Origin of the sequence: Alteromonas ponticola (assembly GCF_012911815.1) — a bacterium.
GTDB lineage: Bacteria > Pseudomonadota > Gammaproteobacteria > Enterobacterales > Alteromonadaceae > Alteromonas > Alteromonas ponticola.
Window position 1 is genome coordinate 202,159 of sequence record NZ_JAATNW010000007.1, and the last position, 18,127, is coordinate 220,285.

The 18,127-nt window shown below is 45.5% G+C and carries 15 protein-coding genes and 1 other RNA gene; 9 read left to right on the forward strand and 7 right to left on the reverse strand.

The window, feature by feature from the left end:
• Nucleotides 1–37: 37 nt before the first annotated feature.
• Both HCJ96_RS14080 and HCJ96_RS14085 read left to right on the forward strand, forming a co-directional pair.
• On the forward strand, nucleotides 38–1,969 hold the full coding sequence (locus HCJ96_RS14080) for a DUF294 nucleotidyltransferase-like domain-containing protein (RefSeq protein WP_169211708.1): 1,932 nt from the start codon (nucleotides 38–40) through the stop codon (nucleotides 1,967–1,969).
• Between the two features lie 43 nt (nucleotides 1,970–2,012).
• Entirely contained in the window at nucleotides 2,013–2,750 is a 738-nt protein-coding gene (locus HCJ96_RS14085; protein WP_169211709.1) for a 3'-5' exonuclease, read from the forward strand.
• An 89-nt stretch (nucleotides 2,751–2,839) separates the two neighbouring features.
• On the opposite strand, the gene HCJ96_RS14090 is transcribed toward HCJ96_RS14085, so the two are convergent.
• Both HCJ96_RS14090 and HCJ96_RS14095 read right to left on the reverse strand, forming a co-directional pair.
• Nucleotides 2,840–3,187: an RnfH family protein gene (locus HCJ96_RS14090; RefSeq protein WP_169211710.1), complete on the reverse strand. Its 348-nt coding sequence runs from the start codon at nucleotides 3,185–3,187 to the stop codon at nucleotides 2,840–2,842.
• Nucleotides 3,184–3,615: a type II toxin-antitoxin system RatA family toxin gene (locus HCJ96_RS14095; RefSeq protein WP_169211711.1), complete on the reverse strand. Its 432-nt coding sequence runs from the start codon at nucleotides 3,613–3,615 to the stop codon at nucleotides 3,184–3,186. Before HCJ96_RS14095 ends, HCJ96_RS14090 begins: the two co-directional genes overlap by 4 nt.
• Nucleotides 3,616–3,777: 162 nt before the next feature.
• Between HCJ96_RS14095 and smpB the strand changes: the two genes are divergently transcribed.
• The 3 genes from smpB to ssrA all read left to right on the forward strand — a co-directional run bounded on the left by smpB (nucleotide 3,778) and on the right by ssrA (nucleotide 5,916).
• Nucleotides 3,778–4,257: an SsrA-binding protein SmpB gene (smpB, locus tag HCJ96_RS14100; protein ID WP_169211712.1), complete on the forward strand. Its 480-nt coding sequence runs from the start codon at nucleotides 3,778–3,780 to the stop codon at nucleotides 4,255–4,257.
• A 286-nt stretch (nucleotides 4,258–4,543) separates the two neighbouring features.
• Nucleotides 4,544–5,476: a hypothetical protein gene (locus HCJ96_RS14105; RefSeq protein WP_169211713.1), complete on the forward strand. Its 933-nt coding sequence runs from the start codon at nucleotides 4,544–4,546 to the stop codon at nucleotides 5,474–5,476.
• A gap of 82 nt (nucleotides 5,477–5,558) precedes the next feature.
• Nucleotides 5,559–5,916, forward strand: a transfer-messenger RNA (tmRNA) gene (ssrA, locus tag HCJ96_RS14110).
• A 34-nt stretch (nucleotides 5,917–5,950) separates the two neighbouring features.
• Here ssrA and HCJ96_RS16470 read toward each other — a convergent pair.
• The gene (locus HCJ96_RS16470; RefSeq protein ID WP_169211714.1) at nucleotides 5,951–7,408 is read right to left on the reverse strand and encodes a sensor domain-containing diguanylate cyclase; all 1,458 of its coding nucleotides are present in this window, start codon (nucleotides 7,406–7,408) and stop codon (nucleotides 5,951–5,953) included.
• A gap of 253 nt (nucleotides 7,409–7,661) precedes the next feature.
• On the opposite strand from HCJ96_RS16470, the gene HCJ96_RS14120 reads away from it, so the two are divergent.
• Complete coding sequence (locus HCJ96_RS14120) at nucleotides 7,662–8,351, forward strand: pirin family protein (RefSeq protein ID WP_169211715.1); 690 nt, start codon at nucleotides 7,662–7,664, stop codon at nucleotides 8,349–8,351.
• Nucleotides 8,352–8,391: 40 nt separating this feature from the next.
• Here the strand turns inward: HCJ96_RS14120 and HCJ96_RS14125 are convergent, their stop codons facing one another.
• Nucleotides 8,392–8,859 (reverse strand): EVE domain-containing protein, encoded by a 468-nt coding sequence (locus HCJ96_RS14125; RefSeq protein WP_169211716.1) that lies wholly within the window; start codon nucleotides 8,857–8,859, stop codon nucleotides 8,392–8,394.
• Nucleotides 8,860–9,025: 166 nt separating this feature from the next.
• On the opposite strand from HCJ96_RS14125, the gene HCJ96_RS14130 reads away from it, so the two are divergent.
• The gene (locus HCJ96_RS14130) at nucleotides 9,026–11,194 is read left to right on the forward strand and encodes a YgiQ family radical SAM protein (protein WP_169211717.1); all 2,169 of its coding nucleotides are present in this window, start codon (nucleotides 9,026–9,028) and stop codon (nucleotides 11,192–11,194) included.
• Nucleotides 11,195–11,271: 77 nt separating this feature from the next.
• On the opposite strand, the gene ahpF is transcribed toward HCJ96_RS14130, so the two are convergent.
• From ahpF to HCJ96_RS14145, 3 genes are all read right to left on the reverse strand, one after another.
• On the reverse strand, nucleotides 11,272–12,855 hold the full coding sequence (gene ahpF / locus HCJ96_RS14135) for an alkyl hydroperoxide reductase subunit F (protein WP_169211718.1): 1,584 nt from the start codon (nucleotides 12,853–12,855) through the stop codon (nucleotides 11,272–11,274).
• A gap of 76 nt (nucleotides 12,856–12,931) precedes the next feature.
• Nucleotides 12,932–13,495: an alkyl hydroperoxide reductase subunit C gene (gene ahpC, locus HCJ96_RS14140; RefSeq protein ID WP_169211719.1), complete on the reverse strand. Its 564-nt coding sequence runs from the start codon at nucleotides 13,493–13,495 to the stop codon at nucleotides 12,932–12,934.
• Nucleotides 13,496–13,726: 231 nt separating this feature from the next.
• A complete protein-coding gene (locus HCJ96_RS14145) occupies nucleotides 13,727–15,394 on the reverse strand; it encodes a response regulator (protein ID WP_169211720.1) in 1,668 nt (555 codons plus the stop codon).
• Between the two features lie 372 nt (nucleotides 15,395–15,766).
• Here HCJ96_RS14145 and HCJ96_RS14150 point away from each other — a divergent pair, with 372 nt between their 5' ends.
• Nucleotides 15,767–17,317: a bifunctional GNAT family N-acetyltransferase/carbon-nitrogen hydrolase family protein gene (locus HCJ96_RS14150; RefSeq protein WP_169211721.1), complete on the forward strand. Its 1,551-nt coding sequence runs from the start codon at nucleotides 15,767–15,769 to the stop codon at nucleotides 17,315–17,317.
• Nucleotides 17,318–17,319: 2 nt separating this feature from the next.
• Entirely contained in the window at nucleotides 17,320–18,081 is a 762-nt protein-coding gene (locus HCJ96_RS14155; RefSeq protein ID WP_169211722.1) for a thioredoxin family protein, read from the forward strand.
• Nucleotides 18,082–18,127: the final 46 nt, after the last annotated feature.

Consider the following 18,127-nt stretch of genomic DNA (forward strand, 5'->3'; position numbering starts at 1 on the left):
GCTGTTACCACACCTATTGGCATCCATAAGTTAACTCGTGCAGGCTGACTTTCCTGAATTACTGGGGTTCTTGCGACAGCATCCCCCATTTAACGATCTTCCCGAAGAAGCGCTGGAAAGGCTGGGTGCCCAGGTAGAAATCGCTTATTTTAAAAAAGGCACTGAGATACTTAGGCTTGGCGAACGTATCGACAAGTGGTGCGTGATCCGGCAAGGTGCCGTGGAAATCTTCAGGCGCGATGGGACGCTTCATAACAGGCTAAGTACCGGTGGTTTTTTCGGAGAGTTAAGCTTATTACAGAGCAAGCCCGTTCGTTTTCCCGTTAAAGCGCTTGAGGATACGCTGTTGTACCTGGTCAGCGCTGAAGAATTTCATCATCTTTTTGATCACTACGATTCTTTCGCTGATTTTGTTGAAGTTGAAGATCGGCGCAGATTGCGCCATGCCGTGCGCAAGTCTGAAGATGTACAAAACTTACTGACCGCCAGAGTAAGTGAATTGGTCAGCAAATCTCTGGAGTCGATTTCACCGCATACATCGGTAAAGGATGCTGCGCTGATTATGTCAGCTCAAAACACCTCATCGTTACTGGTTGAGGGAGAAATAGACGGCAACCCTGTGTTGGGCGTGTTAACCGATGAGGATCTCCGCGCTAAAATTATTGCTAAAGGGTTGCCGACATCAACCCCGGTGCGCGAAGTTATGCAAAGTGATTTCCCCAGTATCGCTGCCGATCGGTTTGTCTATGAAGCAATGATGTCGATGTTGCAAAAAGATGTTCAACATCTTGTAGTGTTACAAGAGCCGCCACCGCCTAAGCGTGATGTAAACACAGCAGACAAAGACGTCGCCAACGTTTCACCACTGTTGCCTCAGGGCATTATCAGCAATCTGGATCTCATTCGTTACGAATCGCAAAATAGTCTATTTGTGGTCAGCAACATTTTTGCAGCGAGTTCTGTTACTGCGTTAACGGAACTAAGAGAAGATGTGGTGGCCAGTTTCCTACGTATGGTAAATGAGGATGCCAATTCTGCCATGATCGGCGGTTCGTTAGCGGCCATAGGGCGCAGTTTTAAACAGCGTTTACTTGAGTTAGCAGAAGAAAAACTTGGCCCGCCCCCCGTTCCATACTGTTTTATCGCGTTGGGATCGATGGCACGAGAGGAACAATTACTGGTAACTGATCAGGACAATGGCATCATTTTAAGCGATGCGTTCAACGAATCTCAGCACGATGAATATTTTGCCGAATTAGCCCACTTTGTTTGTGATGGCCTTGACCAATGTGGTTATCCGTACTGCAAGGGCGATATCATGGCAACAAACAAGCAATGGCGACAACCGTTTAGTCAGTGGCAACGTTATTTTAATGAATGGATAGAACACCCGACGCCAGAATCTTTGTTGAACAGTAATATCTTTTTCGATCTAGCCGGAGTGTTTGGTAAAACCGAATGGGCCGAAGAATTGAATCGATTAGTGTTGAATAAAGCCTACAAACATCCGCGATTCCTGGCGAGCATGACTCGCAACGCGCTCAGGCGAACACCTCCCCTTGGTTTCTTCAAGGATTTTGTGATGGAATCTGACGGCCGCCATTCCAATTCCATTGATATGAAAAAGCGCGGCACATCACCCATTTCTGATCTGGTCAGAATTCATGGGTTAGAAATTGGCTCGTCCACAGCCAATACCTATGCGCGATTAAAAGATGTAATTGGTGCCAAAATACTTCCTAATGGTAGAGGAGAGGATCTTCGTGATGCAATGGAACTGATTGCAATGGTAAGAATTCGGCATCAGGCGATGGATGTGCAACAAGGCATTGAGCCAGACAATAATATTGAGCCGGACAATTTATCCGAATTCGAACGTAAACATTTAAAGGATGCCTTTGAAGTGGTCACCAATGCCCAACGCTATCTCAAGTATCGATATCAAGCTGGCCGACAGTTTAATCGATGAGGTGTGATTATCGCTACCCACTTCTCGTAAGCTGATATTAACCATGTTTTATCTTTCCAAAAATCACGTACAAAACAAACCGACGCCGCTTCGCGACTGGCCGACTTTTTACCGTCAGCTGCAGCAAAAAAGTTCGAGTACGATGTTACAACGCTTTTATGCGCATCCTCCGCCTGAAAATCACACCCTGCTTGCCAGCGTGCCCTTAGTCGCACTGGATCTGGAAACAACCGGATTAAATTGGCAAAAAGACAGCATTGTCAGTATCGGACTAGTGGAGTTCAGCACCACGAGGATCCGCGTAAATACTGCCAGATACTGGATGGTAAACCCACCTACCCGTTTACATGAGCAATCCATATTGGTGCATAATATTACCCACAGTGAGCTGGCCTCTGCACCGGATGTGGCGACAATTTTAGCAACACTGATGCCCCTGTTGGCGGGCAAGGTTATTGTCGCGCACCACAGTGCAATTGAGCGTCAGTTTCTGTTGAGATCGGCGCAAACTGCTTTTGCAGACGACTGGTATTTTCCTACCATCGACACAATGGCATTGGAACGAAAACTGGTGACCGAGAGGCAAACCTGGTGGCAGCGATTTACCCGCCCTGCTCGACCATCACTTCAGCTCAGAGCATGCCGGGCCAGGTATGGCTTACCGGCTTATCGTCAACACCAGGCACTGACTGATGCAATTGCCTGCGCAGAACTGTTTCAGGCACAAGTGTCACGCCTGAGTGAACATGCTGTACTTGCTGACTTTTTAGACCGAAAATAACGGCGTAAATTGGACTCATTGACACGAATTGAGTACATGCGTAGCGTTAATCGGTAATCTAAAAAATGAATGGTGAAAGCGAAGCTGGGTTACTCGCGCTGGTTGCTTTTTAGTGGGTTGGGACGTCCACCGGTCACCTTATCTGCGCGCCCTTCCAATTTCGCTTTTTCAGCGCGACGTTTACGCACTTCCTTCGGATCAGCTATTAAGGGGCGATAGATTTCGATCCTGTCGCCGTCTTTCACTTCATCCTTTAATTTTGCCACCCGACTCCAGACACCTATTTTTTGTGTCTCAAGGTCAATTTCTGGATACAGTGATTGAATATTCGATAATTCAATGACCTCCTGTATGCTCGCTCCCTGTGCAATAGACACTTCAACAATAGATTGTTTTTCAGGCAGCGCATAGGCGACTTCGACTTTAATCATGCTCATGCGTAAACCGTGCGTGCGCGCTCCGTGAACGCATTGACCATACTGGCAGCAAGCGAACTGAAAATTTTGCCAAACGCCATTTCGGCGAGTTTATTACTAAACTCGAACTCTAAATTCAGTTCGATTTTGCAGGCGGATTCGGATAACGCTGAGAACGTCCAGCCCCCCTGCAATTGTTTAAACGGTCCTTCTACCAGTGTCATATCAATACGTTGTGTGGGGTGTAACGTATTTAGCGTGGTAAACCACTGTTTTACGCCCGCTTTCGTGACTAACAACGACGCGTGCATTTTTTCTTCGTCAGCGGCAAGCACTTTGCTATCAGCGCAACCAGGTAGAAACTGCGGATAAGATTCAACATCATTGACCAAATCGAACATGGCTTCGGCACTATAGGCCACCAATGCGCTGCGCTGAATACTTGGCATAAAATAGGATCTCTTAAACAAAATAAAGCATAGTAATAACCAGCGCAGAGTGTATCACGAGAAATTTCTACCACCTACCCTTCTGTTTTTGCTGGCCATCCCCATAAAATGTTTTCGAGATCACCTAAAGACTTTAGCGAATGAGTGGGTATAATAAGGCGCATGAAAAAGAATAAAGACAACAAAAACAGTTCCGGCACGATCGCACTCAATAAAAAAGCCCGTCATGACTATCACTTAGAAGATAAGTTTGAAGCCGGGATCGCGCTTCAGGGCTGGGAACTTAAAAGCCTTCGAGCGGGCAAAGCCAATATCACCGATTGCTATGTCATCATTCAGAATGGTGAAGCCTTTTTGGTTGGCGCACGCATTTCGCCGCTTACACAAGCTTCTACGCATGTTATTTGCGAGCCTGATCGTTCGCGTAAATTGTTACTTAACAAACGTGAACTGGACAGATTAATGGGTGCCCGCGACCGTCAGGGCTACAGCATTATTGCCACTGCCATGTATTGGAAAAAATGTTGGGTAAAACTGGAAATATATCTGGCTAAGGGTAAACAGGCGCATGATAAGCGCGATGCGATAAAAGATCGCGACTGGCAACGTCAAAAAGAGCGGGTGATGAAAAAGACGCTTTAGCTATCTATCTCTGATGGTCAGATAATGCCTGGGTGATTGCCTCAGCCAGGCATTATGATAGTCAGAGAAACGCTAAGTTTCAGGCATCCAGGCGTACATTCAAGCTAAACACTTCCAGACCGTCATTTACTCTCAGCACCATTACATTACAAATAAAAAATTATCCGTGCAGTGACCGAATATCGTGTAATCTTAATTAAAACTTCCTCCAAAACAGTATCATAGTGATAATGCTAGAGCGGCCTTTCAAACAAACACATGGATTCAACTAACTGAGCTAAGCAAAATGCAAGTATACATTCACGCAGGCACCTACAAAACTGGCAGTACTGCTATTCAACAGACCTTGTTTTCTTTGCGCAAGCAGTTAATCAATCAGAAAATACTTTACCCCACATCAGGCATATCGGCACAGGCTGAAGAAATAGGCCACCGACACAGCCGTTTTGTATATGAATATGGCCTTAAGGCATGGGATATGGAAGTTGAAAAGCTGATTGCTGAGATCCGCGAACACTCACCCGATCTGCTTGTACTATCAAGTGAAGCCTGGTCAAAACCGAAGGGAACCAAGCGGATGCTTGCGCTAATCGACAAGCTTCGGTTATTTGATATAGAGCGCGTCAATGTGACCTTTGTAGTAAGAAACGGTTTTGACTATTCCGTCAGCTTTTTCCGTGAATTCGTTCGGCGCTGGGGTCAGCGCAGAGTATACAGAGACTATACAGAAAAACGCATACCCTATTATGACTACAATAATTTGTTCCTGCCGTTTTTGAATGAAGAAAAATTCAATGTGAAATTTATTCCTTACACTGAAAATAGTGTGACGGAGTTGTTAGCTGATATAGGGCTCGGCAAGTTTAAGGCACAAACGCAGCGCGAAGTGAATTCCAGTTTATCGACTCTGGATATCGAAATTCAACGCCGCATCAACATTTTAACCAAAAGCAAAGCACACCCGTCACCAACGGCAAATGAACTGTTCAGTAAAATCGGCGTGGAGCTTACGCGCGATGACATTATTGAAGATCACCCGCCAGAATCGCTTCTGCAGTTGTATTCAACCGCATACCAGCGGCAATTTTCTGAGTTGACAGGCTTATCTGCAGACGTATTACAAATTGAAAACTCGGATTACTTTACGCAGAGCCAGGCTGAATTGCGTGTATTCGAACCTATTTTGGATCACCTGCTCCCATTACCAAAGAAAAGCTAAAATTTTCACGTTATGGCTTATTAAATCCCTACAATCTATGATAAACTTTGCGATCTGAAATAATTAGTATTTCACCAAACCTGGGGCTGATTAGGATTCGACAGGATCTAGGAAGCTGGAGGTGCATGCAGAGGTGCGGTTTGCCTCTTAAAAAAGCCGCATTTAAATAGTCGCAAACGACGAAACTTACGCACTAGCCGCTTAATACCCGGCATAGGCCCTTCCCCCACAGCTTTGTTTGCTAGCGTGGATCCGGAAGGTCATATAAGCAAACTAGCGAGGGAAACTCTCCTGAGGTTGAACCGCGAAATAGTATCAGGACCGCTACGAGGAATCCTGTTTGCCGGAGTCCGAAGTAGTTAAATAAAAGACAAACTAAGCATGTAGTACCAAAAGTAGACATTTTCTGGACGCGGGTTCAAATCCCGCCAGCTCCACCAACTCCCAAACCCTGTGCCCACGGCACGGGGTTTTTTATTGGTAAACCTCTATCCTATTCCGCCCCTTAGCTTTAGCCTGATAAAGCGCCTTGTCGGCCATACCGACTAATTGACCGCTGGTAAGGGCTATGGTGCAGGCTTGCGTCGCAATACCTATGCTGACAGAGAGGATTTTGTTACCTGGAGATCCATCAAACGGTATCGCTAACTCTTCTAGCTTTAGTTGTATCAGTTCAGCAATGTAGTGGGCTTGCTTGGCATCTGTTTGTGGCAAAATAACGGCAAACTCTTCACCACCGTACCGGGCGGCTAAATCGTCGAAGCGACGGCAACATTCGTGCAGTGTTTTTGCTACGAGTTTCAGTGCTTCATCGCCGGCGCTATGTCCATAGGTGTCATTAAACTGTTTGAACAAATCGACATCGATGAACAGTAAGCTTAGCAAATCGCTGTCTCTGATGCCGCGGCGAATTGCACTGTCCAATGTGTTGTCAAATTGTCTGCGGTTGGCGATACCAGTCAAACCATCAGAATTGGCCAAATGATCTAATTGTTTATTTGCCGCTGCCAGTTCGGCGGATACTTGTTCCAATGATTGCTTGTTTGACATGGCTGCAAGAGTGTTGCTGACAATTTCACCTATCAGTTTTAGGTATCTGACATCATGTTCGCGCCAACTAAATGCACTGCCAACAATATCGCAGCCGATAAAGCCAAATAGTTTTTCGTTAAGATAAATTGCGACACATAAAACCGCACCGATGCCCTCTCTTTGAAATTCCTGTTTTTCGAGAGTGGCGACTTCCGGCAGTTGTTCTACATCGTCTACTTTGAATATTTGCTCTGATTTAATAACCTGATGGAAATAAGGCAGGTCATCGGCGCTCAGCCCTTTTAACTCTTCTTTATGAGGAGTGATACCGGGCGCTACCCATTCATGGGTATTATCCATCAGATTGCCGTCGTTATAGAACTGAAAAATATAACAGCGATCTACGCCGCTAAATTCACCAAACGCACCCAACTTCTTTTCTATCAGGCAATCCAGATTCTCTGAGTTCAGATTGATTAGCTGAGAGGATATTTTCGAAAGTAGTCTATTAAATGCCAGGTGGTTATCAAGGGGTGAGTTTTTGGCGAATGCGAGCTGACTTATGTCATTATCCTGCGCGCTGGTCAGGTTTAGGACAATCCACTGTTGGTTTTCAGAATAGATGACTGTGCCCGATACAACACAATTTAAGTTCTTTGCTGTGCTGGTGATTCTGACATGTAAGTTGATAGTGCCTTCTTTCGCACACTTATTGAAAGGGTGCGAATCTTCGGTCAATTCGTGTTTCGATTCTGGATCATAAAAGGCTAATGTTTCCAGAAACGCTTCACGCGCAGAACCAAGTCCAAACAATTTAAAACAGGCTTCGTTGGCATAGACTTCACTTCCATCTACGCATTTATAAAGCAGACTTGCTGGCAACTGCTGTAACAGTTTCATGTCATCCGTCTTGATCAACTCAACCCCACTCATAACAATGATTCAATTACGGTAAGCAACGATAATAAAAAAGCATCGCCTATCAATTATATAGCATGGTATATAGGTATGGATACAGTAAAAGGCGGTCAGTTGAACCACACTGTTCACCACAATTCGAAATATTAGTACAAATCGTAACAATCTTTCTGCTGTAAAAAATTAAATTCCACTCATAAACTAACATAAGAATTAGTTGAATCCGGAATATATAATGCTTTATCTGAGACGCGCAAATGAGCGTGGACTAGCTGATTTTGGATGGCTGCGCAGCAGGCATTCATTCTCGTTTGGCCATTATTATGACCCACAGCACATGGGCTTTTCCGTTCTGCGTGTCATCAACGATGATGAGGTAGTCGGAGGTGCTGGTTTTGACACCCATGGCCATCGTGATATGGAAATTATCTCCTATGTTATGCAAGGAGCCATCGAGCATAAAGACAGTGAAGGTAATGCTTACGTAGTACCAGCGGGTGATGTTCAGCGGATGAGTGCGGGCAGCGGAATTAAACATTCTGAATTCAATCACTCGAAAACCGAAAAGCTGCGCTTCTTACATATTTGGATCCAGCCAGACAAGCAAGGCATCAAACCCGGTTACGCACAGAAAACAGTACGTCAGAATGCGATGTTGACGCCATTAGTTACCGCGGACGGACGAGATAGCTCTCTAACGATGCAGCAAAATGCCAGTTTGTATCGCCTTGCCATGAAGCAAGGCGAAACGATTACTTTATCGACTGACGCAAGTTGGGGCTATTTACACCTGATTGAGGGTACAGCGCAGGTCCGTGACCTGATGCTCGATAATGGCGACGCAATTGGCCTAACAGAAGGTGACTTAGAAGTTAAAGCCATAAGCGCGCTGACCGCGTTGTGGTTTGAATTGCCGCCAGGCTAAATCTGCCCAAGTGCGCAGGCGCGCTGCTAGGCAGCGCGAGTTACGTTTGTCTTGCGGCGTCGCTCAACGTTTTCCATTCCTGTTGATCTACCGGCATGATAGATAGCCGATGTCCCTTTTTGACCAGTCCAATATTTGTGATGTCTGGCATTTGTTTGATGGTTTTAAGGGGCAACACCCTGGCAAACTTCTCTTTAAACTTTACATCGACGCGAAACCACCTCGGGTCGTCGCGATCCGCTTTGGGATCATAGTACGCTGAATCAGGATCAAATTGGCTTTCATCAGCGTAGCCTGCTCTAACTACAGTGGCAATACCTGCAATTCCAACCAGCTTGCAGCTCGAATGGTAAATAAACACGTGGTCACCTTCTGCTACCTCGTCACGCAGAAAGTTTCTGGCTTGATAATTACGCACACCTTCCCAGGGTTCAGTCTGCTCGGGTCGGTTAATCAGGTCATCGATACTAAAGGTGTCTGGTTCGGTTTTAAATAGCCAATAATTCATGCGGAAAAAAAATGAGCGAATGGTGTACTGTTAGCTTAATTCAGGGAGTTGATTTCACAAGGTATTTTTATATTTAATCCACCAACTGGTTAAATTTTGAGTATAACCTAGGCGACACCCTCCCTCGCCTGCTATAATACGCGCCCGTTTTATACTGGTTACTGTTATGCAAGCAACGATCAAAGCAGACCGCAGTCTGTTTTCTTACCCAAAATACTGGCCCCACTGTCTGGGTACAGCCCCGTTTCTTCCTATGTCAAAACAAGAAATGGATGAACTGGGATGGGACAGTTGCGACATCATTCTGGTAACAGGTGATGCATACGTTGATCATCCAAGTTTTGGTATGGCAGTAGTTGGGCGTGTACTTGAAGCCCATGGTTTCCGCGTCGGCATCATTGCCCAGCCAGACTGGACCAGTAAAGACGACTTTATGAAGCTGGGCGCACCCAATCTGTATTTCGGTGTCACGGCGGGCAATATGGATTCAATGATTAACCGCTATACGGCAGATAAGAAAATTCGCCATGACGATGCGTATACACCAGATAACGTAGGGGGCAAGAGGCCTGACCGTGCGGTTACCGTATACAGTCAGCGCTGTAAAGAAGCTTACAAAGGTATACCTGTTATTATTGGCGGCATTGAGGCCAGTTTACGACGAATTGCTCATTATGATTACTGGTCCGAAAAAGTCCGCCGTAGTGCGCTTTTTGATGCCAAAGCTGACATGCTGATGTTCGGAAATGCCGAGCGTCCGCTGGTTGAAGTGACCCACCGCTTAGCCGCCGGTGAAAATATCGCTGATATACGTGATGTGCGTGGTACCGCAATTATTGTGAAAGAAGCGCTTCCCGAATGGCAAGGGGTCGACTCAACTTCCATCGACAGACCCGGCAAGATCGACCCAATCCCCAGCCCTTACATGGAAGAACCTGAGTGCGACAAAAAAGATACGTCCGCAAATGACTCGGGCTCGGCCAAAGCTATAGTGGTGCAACCTGCTGAACGCCGTAAACCCTGGGAAAATGTATACGTAAAGCTGCCTGCATTTGAAACGGTAAAAGAAAACAAAGTACTTTACGCGCATACCTCGCGTATTCTGCATCAGGAAACTAACCCTGGCTGCGCCCGTGCTTTAATGCAACGTCATGGTGATCGACACATCTGGATCAATCCGCCAGCCATGCCACTGGAAACCGAAGAAATGGATGCAGTGTTTGATTTGCCATATCAGCGGGTGCCACATCCGGTGTATGGTAAAGCCAAAATTCCTGCTTACGATATGATCAGATTCTCTGTAAATATCATGCGTGGTTGTTATGGTGGATGCACATTCTGCTCAATTACCGAACACGAAGGGCGAATAATTCAAAGTCGCTCTGAAGACTCAATTATTCGTGAAATAGAACAGATCCGCGATAACGTACCGGGCTTTACCGGTGTGATTTCGGACTTAGGCGGGCCTACCGCCAACATGTATCGTTTGCGCTGCAAAAGCCCAAAAGCCGAAGCGACCTGTCGTCGCCCTTCGTGCGTTTATCCAAGTATTTGTGCGCACATGGACACTGACCATACGCCTACTATCGATTTATATCGACGAGCACGCGAACTGCCTGGTATCAAGAAGATCCTGATTGCATCAGGGGTGAGATACGATCTGGCGGTAGAAGATCCGGCCTATGTGCGCGAACTGGCATTGCACCATGTAGGAGGTTATTTAAAAATTGCCCCTGAGCATACCGAAGATGGCCCGCTTAGTAAGATGATGAAACCAGGTATGGGCAGCTACTATCGCTTCAAAGAGTTGTTTGACAAATACTCAGAGGAAGCGGGTAAAAAGCAGTATCTGATCCCTTATTTTATTGCTTCGCACCCCGGCACGACGGACGAAGACATGCTTAATCTGGCGATTTGGTTAAAAGAAAATCGATTCAAGTTGGATCAGGTTCAAAACTTCTATCCTTCACCGATGGCCACAGCGACCACGATGTATCACACTGAGGTTAATTCGTTACGAAAAGTCACCAAGGATAGTGAAGCGGTACCTTCAGCCAAAGGTGAAATACACCGCCGCTTGCATAAGGCAATGTTACGCTATCATGATCCTAAGAACTTTGCCCAGATCAGAGAGGCGTTGATTAAGATGGGACGGGAAGATCTGATTGGCCGCGGCCCGCAGCATCTTGTACCGCCGGCGTCGGCGAAAGAAAAACAGCAAAAAGTACGTCCCGGCAAACGAGGCGAACGCGCTCTGACTAAGCACACGGGTCTGCCCCCACAGCCAAAATTCAAAAAACAGCCTACGAAGAAAAAGGCAGTAAACAAAGGATAATACTGCCGCGTAAAGCTAGCTGAACCGATAAAAAATGCCCGCTTTTGCGGGCATTTTTATTAACTTAATTCAGTGTGTTAGGCTACTTCAGCGATTTCTTCATCAACCTGGTGCGTCAATAAATATTCAAACGCCGCCAGTGAAGCTTTGGCACCCTCACCCATTGAAACCACGATTTGCTTATAAGGCACGGTTGTTACGTCACCTGCTGCAAATATACCCGGTTCAGATGTCAGACATTTTTCATCGACAATAATTTCACCATGTTTAGTGGTATCGACAACCCCTTTAATGAATTGGCTGTTAGGCACTAGACCAATTTGTACAAATACGCCTGAAAGTGGCTGCGTGTTTACCTCTTCAGTAGCGCGATCTTTGTACTCAATACCAACTACTTTACCGTTTTCAGCTACAATCTGCTGAGTCGCAACGTTTTTCTTAATGGTGATATTGCTACGCTTTTTGGCTTGCTGAACCAGTACGCTGTCCGCTTTAAGTTCCGGCATAAACTCGAACACGGTTACCGATTTAACGATCCCGGCCAAATCAAGCGCCGCTTCTATCCCCGAGTTACCGCCACCAATCACCGCAACATCCTTACCTTTAAAGAATGGACCGTCGCAATGTGGGCAATACGCCACCCCGTTACCAATGTTTTCTTTTTCGCCGGGAACACCCAGCTCACGCCAGCGTGCGCCGGTCGCAACAATGACAGAACGGCTAGTGATTGTTTCACCAGAGGATAACGTGATGGTTTTCACGTCACCACTTTCAACGCTGGACACATGAACGTGCTCTTTCAGCGTAATATCATAATCTTTCATATGATCGGCGAGGTTGCCAACCAATTCCGGCCCGGTTGTTTTTGGCACCGAAATCAGGTTTTCAATCCCCATTGTATCTTTAACCTGACCACCAAAGCGGTCTGCAACAACGGTAACTTTCAACCCTTTTCTTGCGCTGTAAATGGCCGCACTTACGCCTGCCGGACCACCACCTATTACGGTTACATCCTGCATGGGCAAACTTTTACCCTTATTAACTTCGGTCAACTGTGGGTATTTCTCCGTCAGTTTGTTGATTAAAGTCGCGGCATCCACCTTACCACTAGCAAACAATTCACCATTCAGGTATACGCTGGGCACCCCTTGAATGTCGCGTTCTTCTACCAGGCTCTGATAAAGACCACCGTCAATCATTTCCGCTGAGATGTTCGGATTCAACAACGCAAACTGATTTAAAATCTGAACGACGTCAGGGCAGTTGTGACAGCTTAAGCTAACGAAAACTTCAAAATGAAGCTGTTCCGACACTGCTGACACCATTTTGCGCACACTGTCGTCAAGTTTTAACTTTGAGCCGGATGCGTGCAAGATAGCCAGTACCAGTGAGTTGAATTCATGACCACTGGGGATCCCTGAAAACCGGATGCCTGAGTCTACCTCGTTTACTTCCAGCATGAAGCTAAGGCCGCTTCGCAACTTACCATCGGTGTCACGTTCAACAAGCTTTATACGGTCGCTGGTGTCTGCAATGCTGATTAGAAACGTTTTTAGTTCATTTCTTTTACTGTGCTCACCAGTTTGCAAAACAAACGTGACATCGTTTTGCATTGACTCAAAATAACCTTTTAATGCGTTAACTATTTCTGGGGTTAACATAACGAATTTGTCCTTGTACTGATTAGAGGAATGGCGCGGCCAGACGGCCGCGCAACGCGCACGTTTGTCAGCAGATTTAGATCTTACCTACCAGGTCTAATGAAGGTGCAAGGGTCGCTTCACCTTCTTTCCATTTCGCCGGGCACACTTCACCCGGGTGGTTAGCTACATATTGTGCAGCTTTAATCTTACGTACCAGGTCATCGGCATCACGGCCGATACCTTCCGCAGTAATTTCCATCGCCTGGATAATACCTTCAGGGTCAACCACAAATGTTGCGCGGTCAGCTAAACCCATGGTTTCACGCATACAATCGAAGTTACGCGTAACCTCTCCAGTAGGGTCACCAATCATGGCAAATTTGATTTTACCAATGGTTTCAGAAGCATCATGCCATGCCTTGTGGGTGAAATGCGTATCGGTAGAAACCGAAAATACTTCAACACCACGAGACTGTAATTCTTCGTACTTGTCAGCGACATCGCCCAACTCTGTCGGACATACAAACGTAAAATCGGCTGGATAGAAAACAAATACCGCCCACTTACCTTTTATATCTTCGCTGCTGACTTCAATAAATTCACCGTTCTTAAATGCATTCGCTTTAAACGGTTTAATTGCTGTATTGATAAGTGCCATATAATTACTCTCCATTAATATAAAACGGCAATATGCCAAGTGAATTAAAGTGGGTAACGCACCGTTACCGAACTCGATTGGCTATAGAATAAGGAAGTAATAGTAAGAAAGATAATTGATAAATTAGAACGAGGTAATCATAAAATGCGATTAGAAGCTCAATTGATGAACGCTTTTTATAATTAGGGGTGAATCATACTCGCAGTGTGATGCTGAAGCAACCTACCTTATCTATGAGGCAATGGCTTTGCTCTTTTCCCATTCGACCGAGATGCCGATGGCTTCGATATAGTCGTCCCGTTTGACAACTTGTGCCGCTGGCAAGTTACCTTCCATCAATAACGTGGCCGCATTTTTGGCATATTCCAATTGCTCCAAACTTAGTGGCTCTTTCAAATTTAGTTGTACCAACACTTTTAGCAAACTCAGCGCAATCTGCTTGTCTGCGGGCGCCAGCGTAAACGCCTGTTTTAAATTGTTGTACGCCGGTATCATGCGGTTCTCTTTATAGTTCGTCGCTGCCATCGACTTAAGCTCTTTGGTGGTAAAGTTTATTTCTTTTCGCTCAATCGATTCCTGCTTCAAATACTCGTCAACAACCTGGCTGGTAAAGGTATCGCCTTCAATTTGCTTTCGTAGGGAATCAAGCATTTTTAAACACTGTTCCTTCATACCCATCTCATGAAACGCTTTCATCTTGTCCAGACTATCTTCCATAGACAGATTGGCAATAGACGGCTTCTGCTGTTTCATGATTGCTTCAGCGCCCTGCTTATCGTTCTTGAGGCAACGCATCCGTGCTTCTATTATTGTAAACTGCGGGCCCAGTTGGGTTAACATGCCCTTTTGCTGTTTAATATCCTGAAGTTCGGTCTCAAGCTTTTGCATGGTTTTACGCGACGCTTCACCGCTTTGTGTTGTCGCCAGATCGAGCGTAGCACGCACCACATTTAACTGTAATTCCGGTGAATCGTGAATGGAATTTTTGGCGTACTTTGCCATATTTCTGACTGCGATCAGCTGCCCTTCTTTATCTCGGTTGAGACGCGCCAGATCCCACACTTTTTTATTCCTGTTGATGTTGCGAGGAGCCAGTAGACTGGCTTGTTTCATTTGTTCATATGCCAAATCAAACCGTTCCCGTTCGATATAGTATTGTGCCATCAGATCATAAACCTGAAAGCGGGTATCAGAGCGCAGCAACAGGTTGTCAATCATGGTCGCTGCCTGCTCAATTTTACCCAGTTTTAACTTAGCGCGGACAAGCCCCACGTGCATCCAGGCGTGATCCTGTTCGCCTAATAATTTTATAAAATAACGTTCAGCTTCTTCATATTGAAACAATTGAAACAGACAGTTACCTATTGTTCTGCGCAACTTGGGGTGATATTCCGCTAACGACGGGTCCTGCAACAGGCGCTCTGCCTGATAAATAGCGCCTGAAAAATCACGCTCCACTAAACAATGATGTACCCGGTTTAGCTTTGCCCTGATGTTAAGTAAATGACCTAACCGCTGTTCAACGCGTGTTCTGGTCAACGGTTTGACCCAAAAATCATCAGGCTGAAGCTCAAGTATACAGTTAACCAGCTCCTGACTGGTTTCTGCACTCAGAAAAACCACTGTGGTTTTCGCAGTGACAAATTGTTTGTGTTTAAGTTCTTCATATAAATGAAAACCGTCTTTATCTTCACTTACGTTAAACGCAACCAAAATAAAATCGAACTGTGTCTGTTCGCACAGGCGAAGCGCGTGAAACGAATTCATCGCGCTGCTAACTTTGGTGATACCTATTTCAGCCAGCGCGGCTTTAATGATGTCGTGTACCAGGCTTTGATTGTCAATGATAAGGAGACTGTGGTCTTTTACCGGAGGTGGAGAGGGAAATTTTTCCAACATAATATTCAGCGTAGCTTCAACATTTGTCCATTAATGCCGGCGAACAACTTCAGTAATCCCGAGCTAGTTGTCAGCCAACGCTTGTGCTGTATCCATTTCAAACAGCTTTATAGTTAATATAACGAGCTAATAGTGACTTGTCTACACACCCCGATTTATTCGCCCTGTTCCTCATACCATTGATGGTGGGGCCCCAACCAATCCATCAAACCTTAGATGTGATATGCTACACGCAATATTTAGCTTGATATAATGCGATCATTTTCGGTAAAAATACGGTATAAACTATTGTTATAGCAGCGCTATTTATTTAGGCCATACCGTGGCAATCATGCTGCGTTTATCTTTTCAGTTCGTAGGAGAGTTTTTTAAATGAGTCAGGACCAAACTGTGGTGGAAGATACCGAGCATCATCTTGAGTTGCGCAAGCTGCGCCTTGATGATTACGAACACGTTAAGGAACTAATGAATCAGGTGTATGCGAGCGTTGGAGGAGCCTGGCCTTACAAGAATTTCAAGGCACAAGTAACCACCTTTCCTGATGGCCAGATCTGCATTGAAGACAAAGGCGAAGTGGTCGCGTTTGCAATTTCTGTCATTGTTGATTACGAGCAATTTGGCGACAAGCACAGCTATGATGAAATAACCGGTGATGCTTATCTTACCACTCATGATCCAAACGGTGACGTTCTTTACGGCGTAGAAGTTATAGTTTCACCTGATTATCGCGGATTGCGACTAGGTCGCCGGTTGTATGAGGCGCGCAAAGAGCTTTGCCGTAACCTTAATTTAAAATCAATTATGGCAGGGGGACGAATTCCAAACTACGGTAGTTATGCCAGTGAGATGACTCCTTATGAGTACATTGAACAGGTCAAGTCGAAAGATATCTATGACCCGATTTTGACGTTTCAGCTTTCCAATGGCTTTGAAGTCAAGCAAGTGCTGCATGCCTACCTTCCTGAAGACCAAGATTCTCACGGCTATGCAACCTTATTGCAATGGCACAACATCTATTATGAGCCCGGCAATCCGAAGCTCTTTGGCGGCTTAAAACCCAGTGCCAGAATCGGCTGCGTGCAGTGGCAAATGCGCTATTTTGAAAATGTCGCCGAAATGCTCCAACAAGCCGAGTACTTTGTTGATGCACTATCTGATTACAAGTGTGACGTTGCACTGTTTCCGGAATTTTTCAATGCTCCGCTGATGGGACTCAGCCCGTCAGAATCCTCTATTGATGCTATCTGGCACCTGGCTACTTATACTGACGAAATACTTACCGCAATGTCGCATTTAGCGGTGTCTTATAACATTACCATTATCGCTGGTTCGATGCCGGTGGTGGAAGACGATGAATTGTATAATGTAAGCTACATTTGCAAACGTGATGGTACCATCGAAAGCCAATATAAGCTGCATCCTACCCCTCACGAAAAATCTGACTGGATTATGAAAGGCGGCAATAGCCTACGTGTTTTCGACACAGATTTTGGTAAAATTGGTGTCCTGATATGTTATGATGTAGAGTTTCCTGAGCTGGGCAGAATACTTTCAGAACAAGAAATGCAAATTCTCTTTGTACCATTTTGGACCGATACCAAAAACGGTTACTTAAGAGTCCGTCGCTGCGCCCAGGCCAGAGCGATAGAAAATGAGTGTTATGTGGTAATTGCTGGTAGTGTTGGTAACCTGCCAAAAGTTGATAATGTTGATATTCAGTATGGTCAAACTGCTGTGTTCTCACCTTCTGACTTTGCGTTTCCACATGACGCCATCGTGTCTGAAACGACACCAAATACAGAAATGACGTTAATTGTTGATTTGGATCTGGAAAAATTACGCCGGCTTCAGAATGAAGGTTCCGTGCGAAACTATCTGGATCGTCGTCGAGATTTATATCGAGTGGAGTGGATTGGAAATTAGTAATGCAGATTAAGTTTTTATGCATTAGTTTGTTGGTTTGTATTTTCTCGCTGTCAACCTGTGCGTTGACAGCAGAAGAACGCTTTTATGAATCTCACTCAGATCCGTTGAAGCAATTTCAATCGACCCTGCAACAGGCTAGAGAAAGTAATACGCTTGTGCTGTTGATTATTGGCGCTAATTGGTGTCACGACTCACGCGCCCTGGCTAAGCAGATGCAGTCAAACTCGGTGAACAAAGTTCTCACCAGACATTATTCGCCTATGGTGGTCAATGCAGGTTGGCTTACTGACTTATCTCCATTACTGGCGCCACTTGGACATCCAGCCTATTTCGGTACACCCAGCGTATTTATAATTGATCCCGAACATCAAATTATTCTAAATCGGGGCTCTGTGCAACGCTGGCAGAGTGCTCACAGCGAGAGCAGCTCATCGTTAGCACATTATCTGGCGCTGCAAAAAAAGAATGCAGCAGAGAATAGCCAGCGGATACGTTCACGACGCGAAAACTATCAGCAAAAGGTGGACGAGATCGTTGCCTTCGAGCAGCAACAGGCAGCACGTTTATACCAGGCTTACGCTCTTATCGGCCCTAAATTAGCCGATGAATCTAAATCAGGTCAGGGTCAGGATCTTGAAATACTGTGGGAAGAAGTGAGACGTTTTCGTTATAAGTTGCAACACGATTTGGTTAACCTATATCAATCGCTGGACGCAGAAGCCATTTCAATACCCGAATATCAGCGGTTATCTTTTGAGTAACCTGCTGATGGCTATGTAGCTTTCAGGTGAAAATAGCGCTAACATC

Bases quoted from the DNA above. Each gene is read 5' to 3' on its own strand.
- HCJ96_RS14155 (WP_169211722.1), top strand. From the start codon at position 17,320: ATGCAGATTAAGTTTTTATGCATTAGTTTGTTGGTTTGTATTTTCTCG.
- HCJ96_RS14095 (WP_169211711.1), bottom strand. From the start codon at position 3,615: ATGCCAAGTATTCAGCGCAGCGCATTGGTGGCCTATAGTGCCGAAGCC.
- HCJ96_RS14085 (WP_169211709.1), top strand. From the start codon at position 2,013: ATGTTTTATCTTTCCAAAAATCACGTACAAAACAAACCGACGCCGCTT.
- HCJ96_RS14125 (WP_169211716.1), bottom strand. From the start codon at position 8,859: ATGAATTATTGGCTATTTAAAACCGAACCAGACACCTTTAGTATCGAT.
- smpB (WP_169211712.1), top strand. From the start codon at position 3,778: ATGAAAAAGAATAAAGACAACAAAAACAGTTCCGGCACGATCGCACTC.
- HCJ96_RS14130 (WP_169211717.1), top strand. From the start codon at position 9,026: ATGCAAGCAACGATCAAAGCAGACCGCAGTCTGTTTTCTTACCCAAAA.
- HCJ96_RS14120 (WP_169211715.1), top strand. From the start codon at position 7,662: ATGCTTTATCTGAGACGCGCAAATGAGCGTGGACTAGCTGATTTTGGA.
- HCJ96_RS14105 (WP_169211713.1), top strand. From the start codon at position 4,544: ATGCAAGTATACATTCACGCAGGCACCTACAAAACTGGCAGTACTGCT.
- HCJ96_RS16470 (WP_169211714.1), bottom strand. From the start codon at position 7,408: ATGAAACTGTTACAGCAGTTGCCAGCAAGTCTGCTTTATAAATGCGTA.
- ahpF (WP_169211718.1), bottom strand. From the start codon at position 12,855: ATGTTAACCCCAGAAATAGTTAACGCATTAAAAGGTTATTTTGAGTCA.
- HCJ96_RS14090 (WP_169211710.1), bottom strand. From the start codon at position 3,187: ATGAGCATGATTAAAGTCGAAGTCGCCTATGCGCTGCCTGAAAAACAA.
- HCJ96_RS14150 (WP_169211721.1), top strand. From the start codon at position 15,767: ATGAGTCAGGACCAAACTGTGGTGGAAGATACCGAGCATCATCTTGAG.
- HCJ96_RS14145 (WP_169211720.1), bottom strand. From the start codon at position 15,394: ATGTTGGAAAAATTTCCCTCTCCACCTCCGGTAAAAGACCACAGTCTC.
- ahpC (WP_169211719.1), bottom strand. From the start codon at position 13,495: ATGGCACTTATCAATACAGCAATTAAACCGTTTAAAGCGAATGCATTT.